At 36.5% G+C, this 19349-nt stretch carries 30 protein-coding genes and 1 pseudogene; 27 read left to right on the forward strand and 4 right to left on the reverse strand.

The window, feature by feature from the left end; genetic code table 11:
* From ACXX80_RS15730 to ACXX80_RS15830, 21 genes are all read left to right on the forward strand, one after another.
* On the forward strand, nt 1-347 hold a 347-nt coding region (locus ACXX80_RS15730), incomplete at its 5' end, for a peptidoglycan recognition protein family protein (protein ID WP_502306420.1).
* A complete protein-coding gene (locus ACXX80_RS15735; RefSeq protein ID WP_458554114.1) occupies nt 334-846 on the forward strand; it encodes a hypothetical protein in 513 nt (170 codons plus the stop codon). The genes ACXX80_RS15730 and ACXX80_RS15735, both read left to right, overlap by 14 nt.
* A 23-nt stretch (nt 847-869) precedes the next feature.
* Entirely contained in the window at nt 870-1421 is a 552-nt protein-coding gene (locus tag ACXX80_RS15740; RefSeq protein ID WP_458554115.1) for a hypothetical protein, read from the forward strand.
* Nucleotides 1421-2476: a DUF2586 family protein gene (locus ACXX80_RS15745; RefSeq protein WP_458554116.1), complete on the forward strand. Its 1056-nt coding sequence runs from the start codon at nt 1421-1423 to the stop codon at nt 2474-2476. Before ACXX80_RS15740 ends, ACXX80_RS15745 begins: the two co-directional genes overlap by 1 nt.
* 161 nt (nt 2477-2637) lie before the next feature.
* Entirely contained in the window at nt 2638-3015 is a 378-nt protein-coding gene (locus ACXX80_RS15750) for a hypothetical protein (RefSeq protein ID WP_458554117.1), read from the forward strand.
* Between the two features lie 56 nt (nt 3016-3071).
* A complete protein-coding gene (locus ACXX80_RS15755) occupies nt 3072-3275 on the forward strand; it encodes a hypothetical protein (RefSeq protein WP_458554118.1) in 204 nt (67 codons plus the stop codon).
* Between the two features lies 1 nt (nt 3276).
* On the forward strand, nt 3277-3492 hold the full coding sequence (locus ACXX80_RS15760; RefSeq protein WP_458554119.1) for a hypothetical protein: 216 nt from the start codon (nt 3277-3279) through the stop codon (nt 3490-3492).
* 312 nt (nt 3493-3804) lie between these two features.
* Nucleotides 3805-4644, forward strand: coding sequence for a hypothetical protein (locus ACXX80_RS15765; protein WP_458554120.1), 840 nt, complete (start codon nt 3805-3807; stop codon nt 4642-4644).
* Nucleotides 4583-5146, forward strand: coding sequence for a hypothetical protein (locus tag ACXX80_RS15770; RefSeq protein ID WP_458554121.1), 564 nt, complete (start codon nt 4583-4585; stop codon nt 5144-5146). Before ACXX80_RS15765 ends, ACXX80_RS15770 begins: the two co-directional genes overlap by 62 nt.
* Before the next feature lie 105 nt (nt 5147-5251).
* Nucleotides 5252-5539: a hypothetical protein gene (locus ACXX80_RS15775; protein WP_458554122.1), complete on the forward strand. Its 288-nt coding sequence runs from the start codon at nt 5252-5254 to the stop codon at nt 5537-5539.
* 1 nt (nt 5540) lies between these two features.
* Nucleotides 5541-6164 (forward strand): DUF6046 domain-containing protein, encoded by a 624-nt coding sequence (locus tag ACXX80_RS15780; protein ID WP_458554123.1) that lies wholly within the window; start codon nt 5541-5543, stop codon nt 6162-6164.
* A gap of 18 nt (nt 6165-6182) precedes the next feature.
* Nucleotides 6183-6878: a hypothetical protein gene (locus ACXX80_RS15785; RefSeq protein ID WP_458554124.1), complete on the forward strand. Its 696-nt coding sequence runs from the start codon at nt 6183-6185 to the stop codon at nt 6876-6878.
* Entirely contained in the window at nt 6835-7170 is a 336-nt protein-coding gene (locus ACXX80_RS15790) for a hypothetical protein (RefSeq protein ID WP_458554125.1), read from the forward strand. Before ACXX80_RS15785 ends, ACXX80_RS15790 begins: the two co-directional genes overlap by 44 nt.
* Nucleotides 7171-7662, forward strand: a complete 492-nt coding sequence (locus ACXX80_RS15795) for a hypothetical protein (protein ID WP_458554126.1) — start codon at nt 7171-7173, stop codon at nt 7660-7662.
* Entirely contained in the window at nt 7659-7877 is a 219-nt protein-coding gene (locus ACXX80_RS15800; protein ID WP_458554127.1) for a hypothetical protein, read from the forward strand. The genes ACXX80_RS15795 and ACXX80_RS15800 overlap by 4 nt, the downstream gene beginning before the upstream one ends.
* 1 nt (nt 7878) lies before the next feature.
* A complete protein-coding gene (locus tag ACXX80_RS15805) occupies nt 7879-8172 on the forward strand; it encodes a hypothetical protein (protein ID WP_458554128.1) in 294 nt (97 codons plus the stop codon).
* Between the two features lies 1 nt (nt 8173).
* Nucleotides 8174-8359 (forward strand): hypothetical protein, encoded by a 186-nt coding sequence (locus ACXX80_RS15810; RefSeq protein WP_458554129.1) that lies wholly within the window; start codon nt 8174-8176, stop codon nt 8357-8359.
* 111 nt (nt 8360-8470) lie between these two features.
* Nucleotides 8471-9310, forward strand: a complete 840-nt coding sequence (locus ACXX80_RS15815; RefSeq protein ID WP_458554130.1) for a nucleotidyltransferase — start codon at nt 8471-8473, stop codon at nt 9308-9310.
* Complete coding sequence (locus ACXX80_RS15820) at nt 9300-9695, forward strand: hypothetical protein (RefSeq protein ID WP_458554131.1); 396 nt, start codon at nt 9300-9302, stop codon at nt 9693-9695. The genes ACXX80_RS15815 and ACXX80_RS15820 overlap by 11 nt, the downstream gene beginning before the upstream one ends.
* Nucleotides 9696-9779: 84 nt before the next feature.
* Nucleotides 9780-10616 (forward strand): hypothetical protein, encoded by an 837-nt coding sequence (locus ACXX80_RS15825; RefSeq protein WP_458554132.1) that lies wholly within the window; start codon nt 9780-9782, stop codon nt 10614-10616.
* 4 nt (nt 10617-10620) lie between these two features.
* Entirely contained in the window at nt 10621-10935 is a 315-nt protein-coding gene (locus ACXX80_RS15830) for a hypothetical protein (RefSeq protein WP_458554133.1), read from the forward strand.
* A gap of 93 nt (nt 10936-11028) precedes the next feature.
* Here ACXX80_RS15830 and ACXX80_RS15835 read toward each other — a convergent pair whose 3' ends face one another.
* On the reverse strand, nt 11029-11247 hold the full coding sequence (locus ACXX80_RS15835; RefSeq protein WP_458554134.1) for a hypothetical protein: 219 nt from the start codon (nt 11245-11247) through the stop codon (nt 11029-11031).
* Nucleotides 11248-11615: 368 nt separating this feature from the next.
* Here ACXX80_RS15835 and ACXX80_RS15840 point away from each other — a divergent pair, with 368 nt between their 5' ends.
* The 3 genes from ACXX80_RS15840 (at nt 11616) to ACXX80_RS15850 (ending at nt 12976) form a co-directional block, all read left to right on the forward strand.
* A complete protein-coding gene (locus ACXX80_RS15840) occupies nt 11616-12143 on the forward strand; it encodes a hypothetical protein (protein ID WP_458554135.1) in 528 nt (175 codons plus the stop codon).
* Between the two features lie 193 nt (nt 12144-12336).
* The gene (locus ACXX80_RS15845) at nt 12337-12603 is read left to right on the forward strand and encodes a hypothetical protein (RefSeq protein WP_458554136.1); all 267 of its coding nucleotides are present in this window, start codon (nt 12337-12339) and stop codon (nt 12601-12603) included.
* Complete coding sequence (locus ACXX80_RS15850) at nt 12509-12976, forward strand: thymidylate synthase (protein ID WP_458554138.1); 468 nt, start codon at nt 12509-12511, stop codon at nt 12974-12976. The genes ACXX80_RS15845 and ACXX80_RS15850 overlap by 95 nt, the downstream gene beginning before the upstream one ends.
* 204 nt (nt 12977-13180) lie before the next feature.
* Here ACXX80_RS15850 and ACXX80_RS15855 read toward each other — a convergent pair whose 3' ends face one another.
* A complete protein-coding gene (locus ACXX80_RS15855) occupies nt 13181-13639 on the reverse strand; it encodes an RNA methyltransferase (protein ID WP_309757761.1) in 459 nt (152 codons plus the stop codon).
* Between the two features lie 635 nt (nt 13640-14274).
* On the opposite strand from ACXX80_RS15855, the gene asnS reads away from it, so the two are divergent.
* The 3 genes and pseudogenes from asnS to ACXX80_RS15870 all read left to right on the forward strand — a co-directional run bounded on the left by asnS (nt 14275) and on the right by ACXX80_RS15870 (nt 17984).
* The gene (gene asnS, locus ACXX80_RS15860) at nt 14275-15711 is read left to right on the forward strand and encodes an asparagine--tRNA ligase (protein ID WP_458554140.1); all 1437 of its coding nucleotides are present in this window, start codon (nt 14275-14277) and stop codon (nt 15709-15711) included.
* Nucleotides 15712-15788: 77 nt separating this feature from the next.
* Nucleotides 15789-17254 (forward strand): annotated as a pseudogene (gene rpoN, locus ACXX80_RS15865) (RNA polymerase factor sigma-54).
* Nucleotides 17255-17396: 142 nt separating this feature from the next.
* Nucleotides 17397-17984 carry a Uma2 family endonuclease gene (locus ACXX80_RS15870; protein ID WP_458554142.1) on the forward strand — a complete coding sequence of 196 codons (588 nt, stop codon included), beginning with the start codon at nt 17397-17399 and terminating at the stop codon, nt 17982-17984.
* 313 nt (nt 17985-18297) lie between these two features.
* Here the strand turns inward: ACXX80_RS15870 and ACXX80_RS15875 are convergent, their stop codons facing one another.
* Both ACXX80_RS15875 and ACXX80_RS15880 read right to left on the reverse strand, forming a co-directional pair.
* Entirely contained in the window at nt 18298-18633 is a 336-nt protein-coding gene (locus tag ACXX80_RS15875) for a hypothetical protein (RefSeq protein WP_417975689.1), read from the reverse strand.
* An 88-nt stretch (nt 18634-18721) separates the two neighbouring features.
* Nucleotides 18722-19315, reverse strand: coding sequence for a thymidine kinase (locus tag ACXX80_RS15880; protein WP_458554143.1), 594 nt, complete (start codon nt 19313-19315; stop codon nt 18722-18724).
* Nucleotides 19316-19349 lie beyond the last annotated feature (34 nt).

Raw genomic sequence — 19349 nt, forward strand, 5'->3', positions numbered from 1 at the left:
TTCATAATTTATTGGATTTTGACAAAAATTCAAATGGCGTTTTAGGCTTTAATTCTCAAATTATAAATATCTGCTACATAGGAGGTGTTGAAAACAAGGGAACGCCAAAATCACCAGTTTGGAATGCAAAAGACACCCGTACTGAAGCTCAAAAAGTAGCACTCGAAACTTGTATTAAAGAGGCTCAAGAATGGCTACAAAAAAACAAAAACACTAACAAAATTATCATTCAAGGACATCGAGATTTTTCCCCAGACAAAAACAAAAACGGAATTATTGAAAGTTGGGAAAGAATAAAAGAGTGTCCCTCATTTGATGCAAAAAACGAATACAATGAAAAATTTTAAACTCAAAAATCTGTCCATACTGTTGTTTTTTTGTTTGTCGGCCACAACGCTGGTAGCTTGTAAAAGCGCTAGCGTTGTACCACCAACAACAATTGAAACCACGAATACAGTTACTAAAACCGAAGTCGTAAGAGATACGGTTTTTAAAATCCAAAAAGACAGTAGCTACTACAAATCCTATTTGGAGTGCGTCAATGGTAAAGTGGTTTTTAATCCAAAGGCAAAGCCCGAAAGTAAAAAAGGCAAACACCTAAAGCCTCCAAAAGTCAACATCAAGGACAATATAATTACAGTTGATTGCGAAGCTGAAGCACAGGAACTATTTGCACAATGGAAAGATGTTTATATAAAAGAGCACCAGCAAAAAATTGAAAAAATACCCTATCCCGTCCCAGCTCAATTGTCATATTGGCAAAAGACACAAATCATACTAGGGCGGTTATTGATCTTAATTGCCGTATTGATCGGTTTAGGATTTGCCTTTAAAAATCGAATTTAAAAACCATTTAAAACCATTTTAAAATGTCAAAAGATAAAGCAGCTGATTATTTCAGCAGACACCAAAATGACGAATGTCACATCACATCAGATGGACGTGTTTTTCACACCATCGGATCAGCTCAAAGTTTTGCCGCTGGATTGAAAGATGCCAAAATCGATTCTTTTAAAAGAACTGATGTTGAAAAAGAAACTAGCGAGGACTCACAAAATCAAGATAAAGAATCTCGTTTTAAATCTCGTGTTGATCGTTTAATTGCTCTTGGTTTTGAGAGAAATGTAGATGTTTTTGCTCAAGCCGAAAAAGGAGCTTCTATCGATGCTACAGCAGTTTATGAAATTACAGATGAAGAGTTTGAAACTGGCTTAAATCCGTTAATTGTTAATGTTGCAGGAGAAACAAAAACAATAGCCTTAGAGTTGTTGAAAGCCTTTGATCCTGCTACGGCGACTTACGAGGATGCTAAAGTATTAGTTAACTCTTTAGCGCTGGAAACTCAAAGCAAAAAAAAGGAGGATTTGTTTGCTGCAATTGAGGCTTTCAAAAAAACTATTAACCTAGAAGTTCAAGAATAATGGCACAAGGAACTGGAACGCCTAAAGTAAACGTAGAAGTTACTAATAACCTACAACGTCAAGCACAAGTACTGGATGGCGTTGCAGGACTCGTAGGAACCTCGGTTTCTAAAATTGGTGAAATTGTAACGGTATTCAATTACGATGATGCAGTTGCAAAAGGTTACACGATAGGGACCGAACCATTTTTGAACAAAGCAATTCAATTGTTTTATCAAGAATTGGGAGGAAATCAAGCCTTAACCATTCTTGGTGTTGAAGACACCATGACATTAACGCAAATGGTTACTGCAACCAATGCAAATGGATTGAAAAAGTTATTGAATGCTACTCAAGGAGCTATTACAATGGTAGGGTTAATTCGTAAACCTAGTGTAGCTTACGCAATGGTACCTGATCACTTTTTGGATAAAGATGTCGAGGACGCCTTATTAGCCTCCAAAGCATTGGGTCAATACCAACAATTAATTAATAAACCGGTTCGAATGCTGATTGAAGGTAGAACCAACGATTTAACTGCTGAATTGTTTGAACCTAATACTGTTGAAAATGGTTATGCTGGAGTAGTTCTAGGAAGCAACCTAAACGATGGTTCTGGTGCGGTTACCCTAGCATTGGCTAGAGCGGTTAAATACCCATCTCACGTAAAATTGGGTAACGGTCAAAACGGAGCTTTGACTATTCCACAGGCTTACATTGGCGATAAGCCACTAGAGGAATTTTACCCAGAGGAATTGGACGCCTTTGCTAATGCGGGTTATATTATCATGCATCGTCGTGATGGTGCGGCAGGATATTATTTTGCACGTGACAACATGGCCTCTACTGATGATTTTAGAATCTTGGTGCATGGTAGAATTGCTGACAAAGCGCAACGTGTGGCTGTAGCTACTGCAACCCCATTACTTGAAACAACAATTCGTATTGAGGATAATGGTCAAGTAAATGCTACTGATGCAAAGCATTTAGAAAACGAAATCAGTCAACAAATTCGCTCTCAAATGGCTGGTCAAATTAGTGATGTAATGCTAACGTTCCTACGAATGTGGACATAATAAACACAAGCACTGGAGAGATAGAAGTAAAAGTGTTGCCGCTAGGTTATTTGACTTGGATTCGAGTGACGATAGGTTTAACCGCTAATTTATAAAATATGTCACAAAATGTAAATATCACCTCAGACGAATGTGCATGGTCCCGATTTGAGGTAAAAATATTGGGGCGAACCATTAAAGGACTGCGAGGGTTTGGCTTTAAAAAAGAAGTTGAAAAAGAGCATTTATATGGTGCTGGTGACGATCCTATCGACATCATGTCTGGTAACAAGAAAGGTACCGGAAGTATCAAGGTTTTAGGTTTTGAAGCCGATGCCATGAATAAAGCCGCTAGAGATGCAGGATTTAGTGACATCACAGATGTACCACACGAAGCCATTGTTATTACTTGTGCTTTCAAAAAAAGATTGATTGATCCAGTTAAAACTTATGTAGCCTCTGGAGTTGCCTTTACTGAGGCAGGAACCGATCTTGAGCAAAATGCCAAATTTAGAGAAATTACATTGCCTTACCTGGCAATGAACGTGATCTTACCTTAAAAAAATCCCCTCTTCTGGAGGGGATTAAATCAAAAAAACATCAAAAAAACAAAAAAATGAAAAACAATGTAATTCCAGCGGGTGATCTAAAGTCCGCATTTGCAAATAGACAGGCAAAAGAATCCGAAAAAACAGCACCGTCTAGTGATTTATCTGACAGTAAGGCGGCATTTATTGCTCGTTTTACTCAAGAGAAATTAGATAAATGGAAACAAGAACACGGTGGCCGTGAGTCGAATCTGTTTGAAAGTGGAGAGTGATATGGCCGTTTTACGCCCTGTTACCGCTGATGATTTAGGCGATTATATGACCGCAATAGGTAGTAATGGTATGAGCAAAGCCGTTGCTTACATTATGGAAAAATTATGGCTCGAAGGCGATCACCCATTGATTGAAGACGAAGACAAATTCATTGCAGTATTCTTGCAAATAAACAACATCTTGGAAGGGAAGAAAGCCGAGTTTTTTCGCCTTTAGTGATAAAGGTATAAAAGACTGTCAAGAACAAAAAGCAGGAATTGATTACTTGATCGTATACGGCAGTATGAAGTTTGGAGCAAACGCAATAAAGGAATGGGGCGAAGAACTGTTTTTTTATCGCACCGGAATAGCACTAGAATTGGCTAAAAAAGAAGGTAACTAAGACATGAATAATACGATTGAATTTGTTTTAAATGTGCGATACGACGAGTTCGAACATAACGAGAGTTGGTTCGGCCTCACAATCGGCATTTAATAGAATGGGCCAGTCTGTTGATCAAGTTACCATGTAGAAATCAAGTTTTAGGAATGAGCTTTAACGAGCTTCAATCTAGAATTAGAGAGGTTGAAAATATCATTTCAAGAAGTACCATTCCTAGCCAAATAGCCGCAGCGCGAAGAGAGTTCTCGTTTCGGCAAAGAATGTCAAGCAATCACGCTGGCAATGTTGGCGGTTCTAGCCGTAGTGGTGGAATCGGTATAGGAGGTGTTGCAGTAGGTTCTATGATTGGAGGTATTGCAACTGCTGGTGTTGCAATGGCAGGCAGTGGTTTAGGTTCAATTGTTCAAGGAGCCACTTACAAAGAAACTAACATCAATGGTATGTCTACTTTTTTAGGAAAGCAGGGAGCCAATACGGCGTATGCTAATATCGAAAAAGATGCTGAAGCTACACCATTTGACACACAATCACTGTTAGAAGTTAATCGTTCCTTAATTTCGGCTGGAGCCAATGCTAAGGCTGCAAGATATGACAGCATGAACTTAGCGAATGCAGTTGTAGCGGTTGGTGGTACGAGCGACACACTAACTAGAATGGCAGCTAATAGTACTAAACAAATAAAAACGGTGGGTAAAGCTACCGCAATGGATGTGCGTCAGTTCGGTATAGCTGGTATTAATATTTACGCTTTATTAGCAAAAAGTACAGGTAAAAGTATTGACCAAGTCAAGGAGATGGATGTTACTTATGAGCAATTATCAGCCGCTTTATCTATGTCAGCATCAAAAGGAGGTTTGAGACTATGGAGCTCTAGAAAATGCACAAAACAGTATGCAAGGAAAGTGGAGCAATTTCCAAGAAAAAATGATCAATACACTTGCAAGAATAGGCGTTGCATTTATGCCCTTGATTACAGGAGCGCTTGATATTGGCACCGCTTTTTTAACTGCTGGAAGTTATATCGTTGAATTTGCAAATTGGATAAACTCAGGCACCACTAGTGCTAATATTTTTATTGTTACTCTTGGTGTTATTGGTGGCGCATTGGTAACTTATCAAGCTATAATGGCAGTGCTAGCAATTAAAACTGGTATTGTTACGGCTGCTCAATGGTTGCTAAATATAGCTATGACTGCAAATCCAATAGGCATTGTTGTTGTTGCTATAGGGGCTTTGATAGCTGGACTTGCAATTGCTTACAATCGTTTTTCTGGATTTAGGTCAATGGTTGACGGTGTTTGGGGAGTGTTAAAACAAGTAGGTAGTAATATCATGGGGATGTTTAGCAAAATACCTAATATGATTATAGAGGCTTTTACTCAAATTCCCAAAGCAATTTTAAAAGTATTCTCGGGAGTTGGTAATTTGTTCAGTGCTATTTTTAGTGGAAACTTTAAAGCCATACCCGGAATATTATCTAGTAGGTGAGGCAATCTATTAAAAACAAACCCTATTACAGGTTTTGCAACAAACGTTTTTGCAGAGGCAACAAAGGGAAGCGGAACAGCATATACTAAAGCAAGGAACCAATCATTGCTTGATAGCAAGGTTGCTAAAGCGAGAGCCGATAAGGAAGCAAAAGTAAAGGAATCACAATTAGGCTCAGGCGCAGCAGTTATGGCATCAAATAATGCCTCTAGTCAGTCAGCAGGTGCCACGGTATCGGGAGCGGGTCCTAAAGTGATCAATATTACTGTAGGGAAGTTTTTTGACAACTTACAATTTACCACTTTGAACGCTGGCGAATCTGCTAATGAGATTGAAAAAATAGTAATGGAGTGTTTTGCGCGAGTAGTGTATAACGGTTCAAAAATGGTTTAAAATGAGTACAAACACGGTATTTGATCTGTATAAATTATACAAGACGTATTTTAATAATTCGCCTTATTTCATTAATCCAGACGGCAACACCAAACCTATTACTGAAGAGATAGGTTATTCCATCACAACGGAAAATTCAAGACCAAAAGGCAGTATTGACTATTCAAGTAAAAACATTGCTTTTAATAAAATTGGGACTTACGGTCAGGATATTTGGTTTCCGATAACTTTCAAGTCATTTTTTGTTGAAAACAATAGATTAACTCCTATTGAGATTGAAATCGAAGCTTGTACCGTAGGCGTAAACATGATGAAGGAAATCATTAGAACACCAGTTAGTGAACGCAAAGGAAAAGTAAAAGAATGTTTTGCCATTGATGACTATCGTTTTTCAATAAAAGGCTTTTTGATTGGTAAAAACCGAATGGTTCCCGAAGATCAAATATTAAAATTGAAAGACATTTTTGAAACAACTGAGCCTGTAGAGCTACACGGTGGTTATCCTGAAATATTTTTAGATAAAAACTGTAGAGTTGCTGTTAGTGCTTTAGACTTTCCCAGAAGTACAAGGAAAAGCACCATGGATTCGACCGTTTACAATGACTGTAGAGACAGATTATATTGAAGACTTAACTTTTTAAATATGTTTTACCTAACCAGCGATATCACTATTGGAGGCTATCCAAATATAAAACCTTCAAAGGTTACTTGGAAAACGGATGTTAACAGTTTTACAGATACATGCACTATTGAGCTACCTAGGATTAAATATTTGAATAATACGAAAACAGTAACAGTTGACATTCAAGAATCCGACAAAAAGCCTCAGTATCTTTTTAAAGAGAATGACAAAATTAGTATTGCTCTTGGTTATGATGGCAAAAACACAAAACGCTTTGAGGGATTTATAAAGCGGGTCAATATGGGCATTCCAGTAAAGATAGAATGCGAAGGTTATAGTTACTTATTATATGATGTGATTTTTAATAAAAGTTACTCGAGCGTCACGGTTAAACAATTGCTTACTGATTTGTGTTCTGGTACAGGTATAGTTTTATCGTCTGAAATTCCAAATATTCCATTGACGAATGTAAGGTTTAAAAATGCTACTGGTATTCAGGTTTTAGAATGGTTAAAAAAAGAATGTCGGTTAGCGGTTTATTTCAATTTTAATGAGCTGTATGTAGGTACACAGTTTGGTAAAAAGGGCAAAACAATAAAGCTTCGATTAGGTTGGAATACCGTTAAAGATGATGATTTTAAAAAGCGAATCGTTGATAAAAAATGTTCGTGTAGTGATCCAGGAGAAAGATGGAAAAGGAGAAGTAAAACGCACTAAATCGGATACTGATAAATACAGTAATGAAAAAGCTGTGAAAATAAAAGCGGGTATTCCTGCTGATTTACTCAAGCAAATTGCAAACCGATTGCAGACAAAAAGTAATTATAACGGTTACGAGGGTAATATAACAGCATTCCTAGAACCCGCCTCCAATAAGGGTGACATAGCCGAAATTGACGGGTTTAAATATCCTGAAAAATCAGGTTCGTTTTTTATTGAAGCGGTATCGGGTGAGTTTGGAACTGCTGGAGGTAGGCAAACAATTGAATTAGGATTTATAACACAGTAAATGGCAACAGCTGAACAAATACGAGAAGGCTTTAAAGCAATGGCTAAAAGTGACGGTCCTGCCGTGAGTAACATTGCTAAGGTAAAATCAGTAGATGAAACAAAGGCAACCTGTGTTTTAATTGATGAAGACGGACAGGAGTTTTTTGACGTTCGACTTCGCCCGGTTCTCACAGGTAACAAAAGTTTTATCCTGGTGCCAAAAGTAAGCAGTTATGTATTGGCCGTTCGTGTGGAGGATGATGAGGATTGGATGGTTATTGCTGCCGATGAAATTGAAAAGATAGGCTACTATATTGGCAACACAATATTTGAGCTAACAGATAAAGTACATGTTGAGGCTGGTGGCGAAAATTTAGCCAGTTTAATTGATGATTTATTTACAGCTATTGGTAACATGGTTTTTACAACCAACGTAGGACCTACGATTAAGCTAGTAAATGAAGTTGAGTTTCAAGAATTGAATACAAAATTTAAAAAGCTTTTAAAATGAGTTTAAATAAAGCAGCACTTAAAAATGCTTTGATTGAATTGTTTACTGCTGAGCAAGAAGAGGAGCAAAATGCAAGTCAATCTATAGAACGATTAGCTACAGGTATTGCAAATGCTTTTGAAGCTTTTGTAAAATCTGGACAAGTTAGTGTAAATGTAACAACAACAGGAACGGCAACCAGTCAAACAGGTACCGGAACCGGTAATATAAATTAATATGCCACAAGACATTCTTTTATCAGAAAGTTTAGATGTTCAAATAATTGATGGGGATTTTTTTGTAGGTGAAAGTACCGCACAACATCAAAAAATTTTGATTTTAAGCGATAAGTGCGAGTTTAAAGAGGTTCCTATGAGAGGTGTTGGAGCTCTTAGATATTTAGAAGATCAAACGCCAGAGAATCTAGCCAGAGAAATTAGACAGGAATTCTCAGTAGACGGAATGAATGTAAATAAAATACAAATTGCCCCTGACCTGACAATAGAAGTTGAGGCAACTTACCAAAACTAAAATGATAACAGCTCTAGTATTACAAACATGGTTTGACATTGCAATACAAAGCACCGGAAGCGTTGTAAATGCTTATGCAATAGCAATGGCAAATGGTCGCTCAGTAACCAATCATATAATCGCTGGAGAAAGTATACGTGATTCCTCAGGGAATCGAAGTTTTGAAAAGAGAAATTCAATTTCTTGAAAGCAAAAACATCATTCCAGCAACAGGTATTACAAACGACAATTTAGAAACGATTAACCCAACATTGGGAATAGGAACAATGACAATAGGAACCACATTTATAGTAAGATAATGGCGCGATCAATTCAAGTAATACAAAACGAAATCTTTGCTAACATCACAGCAAATGAGAACTTATCCTCACTAAATTCCACTAGTAAATTTGCCATTTTTAGACTATTCGTGTTTGCAGTTTCTTTTTCAATATGGTTATTAGAGGCGCTTTTTGATACGCATGAGGCAGAAGTCACAACCAGGTTAGCAAATCAAAAATCAGGTCGACTGTCTTGGTACAAAACAATGGCTTTACAGTTTCAATATGGTTTTGACCTAGAGACTGATAAAGATTATTTTATAAACGGAGTCGCTACTCAAGAAGAGATCGAAGCCTCTAAAATCATCAAGTATGCTGCAGTCAATGAGTCAGATGCTGAGAAACGTGTTATCATAAAAATTGCGGGTGAAATAGATGGCTTACTCTCTCCTATAACACCAGGTCAAAAAGAATCTTTTGAAGCTTACATTAAAGAGATCAAGTGGGCAGGAACTGATACGACAGTGATCAATTATTTACCAGACAGGCTGTTTTTAAATATTCAAATAAAACGAGATGCTCTTGTGCTTGATGCTAATGGAATGAGCATACAAAACGCAAATAATCCAGTAAATGAAGCTATACAGGAGTTTATGAAGGAACTGCCATTTGATGGTGATTTAAGACTTTCAGCATTGGTTGATAAGATGCAAGCAGCACCAGGAGTTATAGACGCCACTCTTTTAAGTGCTGAAAGCTCATGGATAAGGCCAGAGTTGAACGGCTATGGAACTCCACAACCAATTTACATATCAAAAGTCGCTGAAAGTGGCTATTATGAAGTTGTAACATTTGAAAATATAACCTATGTGGTATGATATAAACTGGCGCGTTTTTACGATCAATTTATTGCCTACTTTTTTAAGGAACCTGATAGTGGTAAATTTTGTGCAGGCACTTATAGCCCCCGTTGAAACCCTTTATGATAAGTGGTTTAATTTTCGGGTAGATAATGTCTATAAACTAAATAATACAGGGCAGGTTTGCTTTTTAAGAGGCACTTTGAACGACAAGTTTGATCCAGTTCAAAGGCGTATTTACATAAGTGATGGACAATTTTTTGACACTACTTACATATACACCGAAGCTGAAGGGCAAAATGTAAACGTGAGGACTGAAATGGAAGAGCCAACGCTATGGCTTAGAACCGAAAGCGAAACGGCAGACACGGGGCTTGATTTTATAGTTTTTTGTTCCTACTGAACTAGCAGTCTCACAAGAATTTGGATTAAAAGCGCACATTGATTTTTATAAAGCTGGCGGATTTAGATATACAATATTTTTAATATGAATTATACAAGTTTTAATCAAACAGGTGGTTTTCCTTTAAAAACGGAACGATTGCAGGAACTACAAACTGCTTTCGAAATTTTTCAAGCCTTTGGAGAATTGGCGGGCAACTTAACAATCATATCGGGTTGTGAGTTGGTAGGCTCTACCATAAAAAAAGGCGTTGTTTATATCGATGGCGAACCTTTAGAATTTAGAGAAGCTGCCGTTACAGGAACTTCGGATGTAATCATTATCGAAGAGCCCGTAAATCGTGCTTTTGAAAATGGTTCAGTAAAGCAAGTTCACACCTTTCGTTATGCCACATTTGGAACCTCAGAAACATCGTGGCCGTGGTCAGATTTTAAGCGTATCGATCCAGTTGTACAGTTAATGGTTCGACTTGAATCGCTTGAGAAAAAAACGGCTGTTTTTCAGTCTGGTGGGGGTATGTTATTTTGGAATAAACCCGCAGCTGATATTCCTGCAGGTTGGCAAGAAGTGGTTGACTGGCGCGGTCGAATGCCTGTCGGGCTTGATGAGGATCAAATCGATTTTGAAAATATTGGTAAAACGGGGGGGGCAATTAAGAAAATGCTTTCGGTTGATGAGCTACCACAGCACAGCTTTTTCATGTTTTCTAACGACATAGTAGATGCGGGAGTCGCACTTACAGGAAATAATTCTCCAGTAAAGGAAGGTTTTAACGCAGGCGGAGATGGAAACCAGAATTACCGAATTAGAAGCAGTAGCAATGCTCCTACAATAGGTAAAACAAATACAGTGGGTGCCAATCAAGAATTTTCAATACTGAACCCATATAGAGTAGTATTATTTATTGAATATATAGGATAAAATTATGGCAACATTAGCACAAATATATGACTGGTTTATGACTGGTAAAAAGCCTACACAAGCCCAATTTTGGGCTTCGTGGGGTAGTTTTTGGAACAAAAGTGAATCAATACCGCAAAGTGCAGTATCGAACCTTAGCTCTACTCTGAATGCAAAGGCTGAAAGGGAACAATTTGAATTGCATAAGCAGGACGCAAACGCACATCCTGATCTTTTTGCCGCAGTAAAAATATCGGGTCGTTTTTTAATCAATAGAAATAACCTCATTTTTTTTGCGGATGAACCTACAGCGGGCGATACTGTTCACGGGTATGGTTGAAGGTGAATATTTAAATGCTGGAACTTTTTACGGGGGCAACTTTGAGCAACTTAGTAGCTATGTTGAACCTAACTTAATTGGACGCATATTGTCTTATTCAAATGGCTCAATATCAGTTGAAGTAAATGAAGGTATAATTTCTAGGCTTAATACATCAGGAGGTCCAATCTGTAATGTGAGAATTACAACTCCAGATGGAACTATTTTTGAAGATGCATTATACTCATTTGAAGAGCGATTAAGCAACCCCATAAATACATTTTTACAAGGAAGTTTTCCTTTTCGGGTCTGTTTTTGTTTTGTACGATCCATTAAGCGAATTTGAGGATTCTTTACCTTTTGTATATGAACAAAGCGTGCCGGTTTTTACCGATCTTACTTTTGATATTGTAAATGTTTCTCAAGAAACTGGCATTGTGCTTAATGTGCTCTCCGGCACCGATAAAACAATAGTCAATAAACTAGTTCATTACTCAGAGTTTGGAGATTTAAGAAACACATATTTTTTTAGGTTAGATCAATTGCTATTTGTCGAAAGTAATGGAATTGAAACTTATAATTTTTATGGTTTTGTGCCCACTTACGGACAAATAAACATAGAAAATAACGAAGGAAGAAACGTGTCAAACCTTTTTATAATATCTATATAAAACAAATTAATAACCTAAATAAATGTAACTATGTCAAAACAAGTAATTGGAAAGAAATTAAAACTTATGGATGTGCCAGTAGCAACTGGTGAAGTTCAACAATTAGTAATTACTCCAGAAGGCTATGTGCTTAAAAAAGAATTTACTAATACTGAAGTTGAAGAATATGTATTCATGTTTAGAGTAGGGAAGGCGCAACCCCCAAATCCAGGCCCAAATCCAGCGGAACCGGTTTTAATTTATGAACACTATCATACAGTTGGGCTTACTGCTCAAGACGTAACCCATTTGCTTAGTAATCCTGGTCAGACAGATGTTCAAAAACGCTCAAATACTGTCAACGAGCACTTTCACGATGTGACATTTTATTACGATGCGGGCACAAATACTTTTGTAGCAAGTAATATTACATCAGCTTCGGATATCGAACATTCCGCGCAATTAATAGCAATTAATGCCCCAAATCAATTAATTGGTTGGACGGGAAGCTTTAGTATTTCACCTGAGACAACTCTAACTTATAATAATGGAATTTTAACAGATGTAACTTCGATTTAATTATAAAATTCACAGGATGACGTGAAGTAAAAAATAGTCCTCCAACAATTAAAAACTTCTCACGGTAATTTAATTAAGCACAAAGCCACAGCGTTGGAGGACATAAGTCTTCTATGCTGTGGCTTTATTGTGTTTTATAAATTCCGTGAGAGATGCAAATATAATCAATCATCAATCAAAAATCGAATTAAAAATGAACAAGTATCACGAAGTGCTAAGCAAAATCCTTGATAAAGGTAAGCTACAACAAAACAAAAAAGGTTCAATCACCTATCTTTTGAATCAGACTTTAGAATTAAAACCGTTAGACCTTTTAGTGTTGTTTGAGAGCCACGCAGTTGCAAAAAAGAAGTTAAGAGACGAACTTGGTCTATTTATGGCAGGAGAGCGTTTCTACGGAAGCCTACAGGGATATAGGCGTTACTTGGTGGGATTATTGCGGTCCCATTCTAGTAAATAGTTATCCTACCTACTTTGAGCAATTACCGAAGCTTATAGAGCGAATAAATAAAGAGAAACGTACATCAAAGAATTACGTATTGTTCCTTGGTTCTAACAACACTGAGAGCAATCAACAGCCGTGTTTAAGTCTTGTCCAGTTTCAAATAGAGAAAGGAAAGGTTGTTATAAGTGCTTACCAGCGTTCTAGTGACGCTAACTTAGGTCTACCCTCTGATATCTATCACCTATACTTGATAAGTAAACAAATCAATCTACCACTAAAGTCGATCACATTGTTTCTAGGCAATGTTCACGTGTATGAGAACAATATAGAGCTAACCAAAGAACTACTGAATGGTGAGTCAGTTAAATTCAGTTTAAATGTGGGTTAATTGGTGTTTAAACTATAATTAAAAAGCCAGTACTTTGATGTACTGGCTTTATTTGTTTGATTGAAAAAATGTACATTTCATTTTAGATTTGTGTACATTTGATTTTTTCGATTATAAATGTAACCGATTTAATCTGATAGAACAAATAATTTACTTTATGCGCCGCTTTTGGGCTTAAAATTAAACAACAGTTGAAAAACGGTATCAGGATCTTGGTTTAGCAAGACCTCTATCATAAAGCACAATACTGCCTGCAACAGATACGTTTAAACTTTTCTCAGATTTGAATTTAACCAAATGATGGCATTTTGCGATAGCTGCTTTCGATAGACCGTTATCCTCGGCACCTAAAAGATAAACACAACGTCGTGGATGTTCAAACGTTTCGAGATCAACAGCGTTTTCATCGAGTTCCACACCTACTAAGCGAGCGCCTTTGGGTAAGTTGTTATAGAAATCCTCAAAATTTTCGTAATGAAAATAAGGGATTGACTTTACAGCATTATGCGTATCACAAGCTTGCTTAGCGTATCGATTTCCAATAGTAAAAATATAACTTGCACCAAGATTTTGTGCGGTACGCCATAAAACCCCTAAGTTCTCCGGTGTTTTTCCGTTTTGAATGCCAATGCCAAAATACTCTGTTACAAAATTGTCGTTCATGAGGCAAAAATACAAAGTGTTATTCGGTTTGTCAAGTTTTGATTTTCAAAGTGGCAGCATTTACAATTGCAACAGTATTTTTTAGTCATAATTCGTCATTCTGACAAAGGAAGAATCTTCACAAATTGCACACTATACAGAGATTCTTAGTTGCTCAGAATGACAAAATAAACGGAGAAAAAAACAAAATAATGCTCAAATTATACAAATTTTTTATTCTGACAATTGTGAAATCCTCACAACTTGAGCAACAAACACAGATTCTTCGTTGCTCAGAATGACAAAATAAACTCAGAAAAAAGCATAAAATAATGCTCAAATTATACAAATTTTTTATTCTGGCAAAGGAAGAATCTTCGCAAATTGCAAACTAAACACAGATTCTTCGTTCCTCAGAATGACAAAACAAGAGCAAAATATTCTTTTAGCCACTACACCCTAGCCCCGATAGAAATGGAAATCCTTATTGTTTTTGTTTCAAAAAACAATAAGATTGCAATGGATAGCGGGAAAGAGCTCCAAAAAACAGAAACAGCGTTGGAATGCTTCATTTCTCACCGTGACAATTACAAACAAATCATTTATATTTGCAGTTCGGTTACGAGACAATTTTTAATATCAACTATATACATAAAATGAGACATACAAAAGTTAAAGACTTACTAAACAGCACAAAAACGCTTCATGAAGTAAATGCAAAAGGATGGGTGAGAACTTTTAGAAACAATCAATTTATTGCCTTAAACGATGGTTCGACCATTGATAATATACAATGTGTTGTCGATTTTGAGAACACGCCAGACGAAACGCTGAAGAGAATTACTACTGGAGCAGCAATATCTGTAACAGGAACTTTGGTAGAAAGTAAAGGTGCGGGACAGAAATTTGAGATTCAGGTGGCTAAACTGGAAATCCTTGGAGATTCAGATGCGGAGAAATTCCCGATACAACCAAAAAACAAACCGAGCTTAGATTTCTTGCGTGAAAATGCACATTTAAGAGTTCGTACTAATATGTTTGGAGCGATTATGAGAGTACGTTCGGTATTATCGTATGCGGTTCACAGTTATTTTCAGGAGAAAGGTTTTGTATATGTGAACACCCCAATTATCACGGGATCTGATGCAGAAGGTGCCGGTGAAATGTTTAAAGTTACGGCTTTGCCATTTGACGGAACACCAAGAACCGAAGACGGAAAAGTAAATTACAAAGAAGATTTCTTTGGGAAAGAAACGAACCTTACCGTTTCTGGACAACTAGAAGGAGAAACTTTCGCGATGGCTTTGGGCCAAATTTATACTTTTGGACCAACCTTTAGAGCCGAAAACTCGAATACTTCGCGTCACCTTGCAGAATTTTGGATGATTGAGCCAGAGGTGGCTTTCAATGATTTGAATGACAACATGGATTTGGCTGAAGATTTTATTCAATATGTGATCAAATACACCTTGGACAAATGTCCTGAAGATTTGAAATTCTTGGAAACACGATTATTGGACGAAGAGAAATCGAAACCAGTTGCTGAAAGAAGCGAAATGGCGTTACTTGACAAATTAAACTTTGTTTTAGAGAACAATTTCAAACGTGTTTCATACACGGAAGCCATTGATATTTTAAGAGAATGTACGCCAAATAAAAAGAAAAAATTCAACTATATCATTAACGAATGGGGTGCTGATTTACAATCAGAACACGAGCGTTATTTAGTGGAGAAACACTTTAAATGTCCGGTAATCTTGTTTGATTACCCGGCAAATATCAAGGCATTTTACATGCGTTTGAACGAAGATGGAAAAACAGTTCGCGCCATGGATATCCTTTTTCCTGGAATTGGAGAAATCGTGGGTGGCTCTCAAAGAGAAGAGCGTTTTGATGTTTTGGTAGAAAAAATGAAAGCCTTAGGGATTGATGAAGAAGAATTGTGGTGGTATCTTGACACCCGAAGATTCGGTTCGGCGGTTCACTCTGGTTTTGGACTTGGATTCGAAAGATTGGTCTTGTTTGTAACAGGAATGACAAACATTCGTGACGTAATTCCTTTCCCGAGAACACCAATGAATGCAGAATTTTAAAAATTTGTTTCCCGTTTAAAGTTTCAAGTTCAACAACCTGAAACTTTAAACCTTAAACAAAAACAACAAAATATAAAATGCTAAAGCAATTCTTAAATTTAAAATTATCCCAAAAATTATCTCCACAGCAAATTCAGCTGATGAAGTTAATTCAATTGCCTACGCAAGCTTTTGAGCAACGTTTACTCGAGGAAATGAACGAAAATCCAGCTCTTGAAACTGGAAAAGAGGAAGAGGATTACGAGAAAGACGAGTTCGAAAACGAAGATTATGATGATTATGATGATGCCGAATCAGAGCGCATTGAAGCCGAAGACATCAATATTGACGAATATTTAAGCAACGATGAAACGCCTGATTATAAAACACAAACCAGTAATTACAGTGACGATGATGATGATCGCGAAACGCCATTTGCTGCACCAGTAAGTTTCCACCAAGATTTAATCAATCAGTTAAATACTTTTATCCTGAATGATGATGAGCGTGAAATAGCTGAATTTCTAGTAGGAAGTATTGATGACATGGGTTACATCCGCCGTAGCGTACCAGATATGGTAGATGACATGGCTTTTACTCAAGGCATTTACACCGATGAAAAGATGGTGCAAAAAATGCTGCAAGTCATTCATGAACTAGAACCTTCTGGTGTAGGAGCACAAGATTTACAAGAATGCTTGCTGTTACAATTGAAACACAAAACACCCACAGAATCTGTTGATTTAGCGATCGATATTATCGAAAATCAGTTTGATGCTTTTACTAAAAAACATTACGACAAATTACTTCAAAAGTACGGTGTCTCTAATGAACAGCTTAAAAAAGCCATTCACGAAATTGAGAAACTGAATCCAAAGCAGGCGGCTCGTTTACTGGAAACAACAAAGTCACTGAAAATGTGGTTCCTGATTTTGCGATTAGGATTGTAGATGGCGAATTGGAACTGACCTTGAACGGACGGAATGCACCATCGCTGCACGTTTCTAAGGATTATCAAGAAATGATGCAAACGTATAAGGATTCTCGAGACAAATCGGCTCAGCAAAAAGATGCAGTACAGTTTATTAAACAAAAACTGGATTCGGCTAAATGGTTTATCGATGCCATTCGCCAACGTCAGGAAACGCTTTTTGTTACCATGAACGCCATTATGCACTATCAAGAAGAATTTTTCCTAGATGGTGATGAAACCAAACTGAAACCAATGATCCTTAAAGACATTGCTGATATGGTAGGTCTTGACATTTCGACCATTTCACGTGTGGCCAATAGTAAATATGTAGAAACACCGTATGGTACAAAACTAATCAAAGAGTTTTTCTCAGAATCGATGAAAAACGATCAAGGTGAAGATGTTTCTACACTCGAAATCAAGAAAATCCTTCAGAACACGATTGAAGAAGAAGACAAGAAAAAACCACTTCCAGACGATCAACTTGCCGAAATCTTGAAAGAAAAGGGCTATCCAATCGCAAGAAGAACCATTGCAAAATACAGAGAACAACTCGATATTCCAGTGGCGAGAATGAGGAAGAAGATGTAAAAATTGTTGATTTCTGATTCAGTTTTATAGATAACAAAATTCACTTTTTCTGGGTTAGCCTTCTTTGTTTGTGTTTAATAAGTTGAAATGCCTTCAAATACAGGAGTGATAAATTTTAGTAACTTTGCAAAAAAGAAGCCTTATGATAACGGACATCAATCAATTAGATTTGAATAAAACCTATTCCTATGCCGATTATTTAACGTGGCAATTTCAGGAAAAACTGGAATTGATAAAAGGAAAAATTTTTAAGATGAGTCCGGCACCAAGTACTACTCATCAACGAATTTCTGGAAATCTGCATGGACATCTTTTTAATTTTTTCAAACCACATGCTTGCAATCTTTTTGCTGCTCCATTTGATGTTCGATTGATAGATAAAAAAAAATCGAAATTAGACCAAGAAATTTATACTGTGGTTCAACCTGATTTGTGTATAATTTGCGATGATTCCAAAATAGACGAACGAGGCGCTATTGGCGCTCCTGATTTGGTTATAGAAATTCTATCCCCCGGAAATTCCAATAAAGAAATGAAGTATAAATTTGATTTGTATGAAGAAGCTGGAGTTCTTGAATATTGGATTGTAAACCCAGCCGACAAAACGGTTTTCATTTATGTTCTAAAAGAAAATCAATTCATAGGAATGCATCCATTAATTGAGGAAGATACCATTCAAAGCAAACTATTTCCAGAACTAGATTTTACCTTAGAATCTATTTTTAACTAAAAAGGACAAAGCCTTTCCACTTGTGAAAGACTTTGTCCTTTTTAAAAAATTTATATTTCAGTTCCGTTTGGATTCCCTATAAATGTATCGGGCTTTGGCGAGATTGCTAACTTAAGGATTGATTGTTTTTTGTTAAAAAAATTCTTAAAATATAATTATAAATTTACTTGTAAATTCGTACTATTTTCAAATACCTGAAAGTGTATGTTTTACATTTGTTAGTATCTTTCAAGTAAATTCATTTATTTAAATCTTAAATTTATTTAACATGCAGTTTATACTACTTGAACATTGAAAATATTATATTTTAGGTTCAGACGGATCTACTCTTTAATAATTTTCGAGTAATTTTTTTTGCAGTTCTTACCATTTTATTCAATTCAAAAGTTTTCCCCTTTATTTCAGTTTTTAAAATATTATCATTTTTATTATTTTCAGACTTTTCAAAATAGTCAATTATAATGGTAATATCATCTTGCTTGTCATTCTCGCTGAAAAATTGTTTAACTTTTGTCCAATCAAAATTTTGTAACTCTTGTTTGCTATTACTTTTAATTTCAAAAGCATTTACTTTAGTAGAACTTTCTTTACTTTGAGAATAAATTGAGTTAACGAAAAAAAGAATGAATAGTAAAAATAGTTTTTTCATAGTTTTAATTTTTAAAATTTTTGTTGTTAATTTATCGGATTCGTCTATTTTTTAAATAACCGCAAACATGAGCATTGCGATGTTGCTTTCATTTTTTATCTGCATCCTTCCGCATCGCATGATAATATGCGGCACGACTTAATGGCTCGTATTCTTCGGTTTCGCCTAACATCACAAGCTTGTCATTATCGGTTTTACGAAAACTATAATTTGCTAAATTTCCGGTGCGGGTACAAACCGCATGCACTTTAGTTACATACTCAGCAGTTGCCATTAAGGCAGGCATGGGTCCAAAGGGATTTCCTTTAAAATCCATATCCAGTCCAGCTACAATCACACGGATTCCTTGATTGGCCAAATCGTTACAAATTTTGACTATTTCATCATCAAAAAACTGTGCTTCATCAATGCCTACTACATCGCAACCTTGCGCCAAAATAGCAATGTTAGCAGCTGCGGGAACGGGCGTAGAACGAATTTCATTAGCATCATGAGACGCTACCATTTCCTCGTCATATCTCGTGTCTATTGATGGTTTGAAGATTTCTACTTTTTGTTTGGCAAACTGCGCTCTTTTCAAACGACGGATCAGTTCTTCGGTTTTACCCGAAAACATAGAGCCGCAAATGACTTCGATCCAACCAAATTGTTCTTTATGATTTACTGTATTTTCGAGAAACATTTTGTATTTTTCTGACTTAAAAAATGAATAGTTT

Source organism: Flavobacterium sp. GNP002 (genome assembly GCF_054343795.1).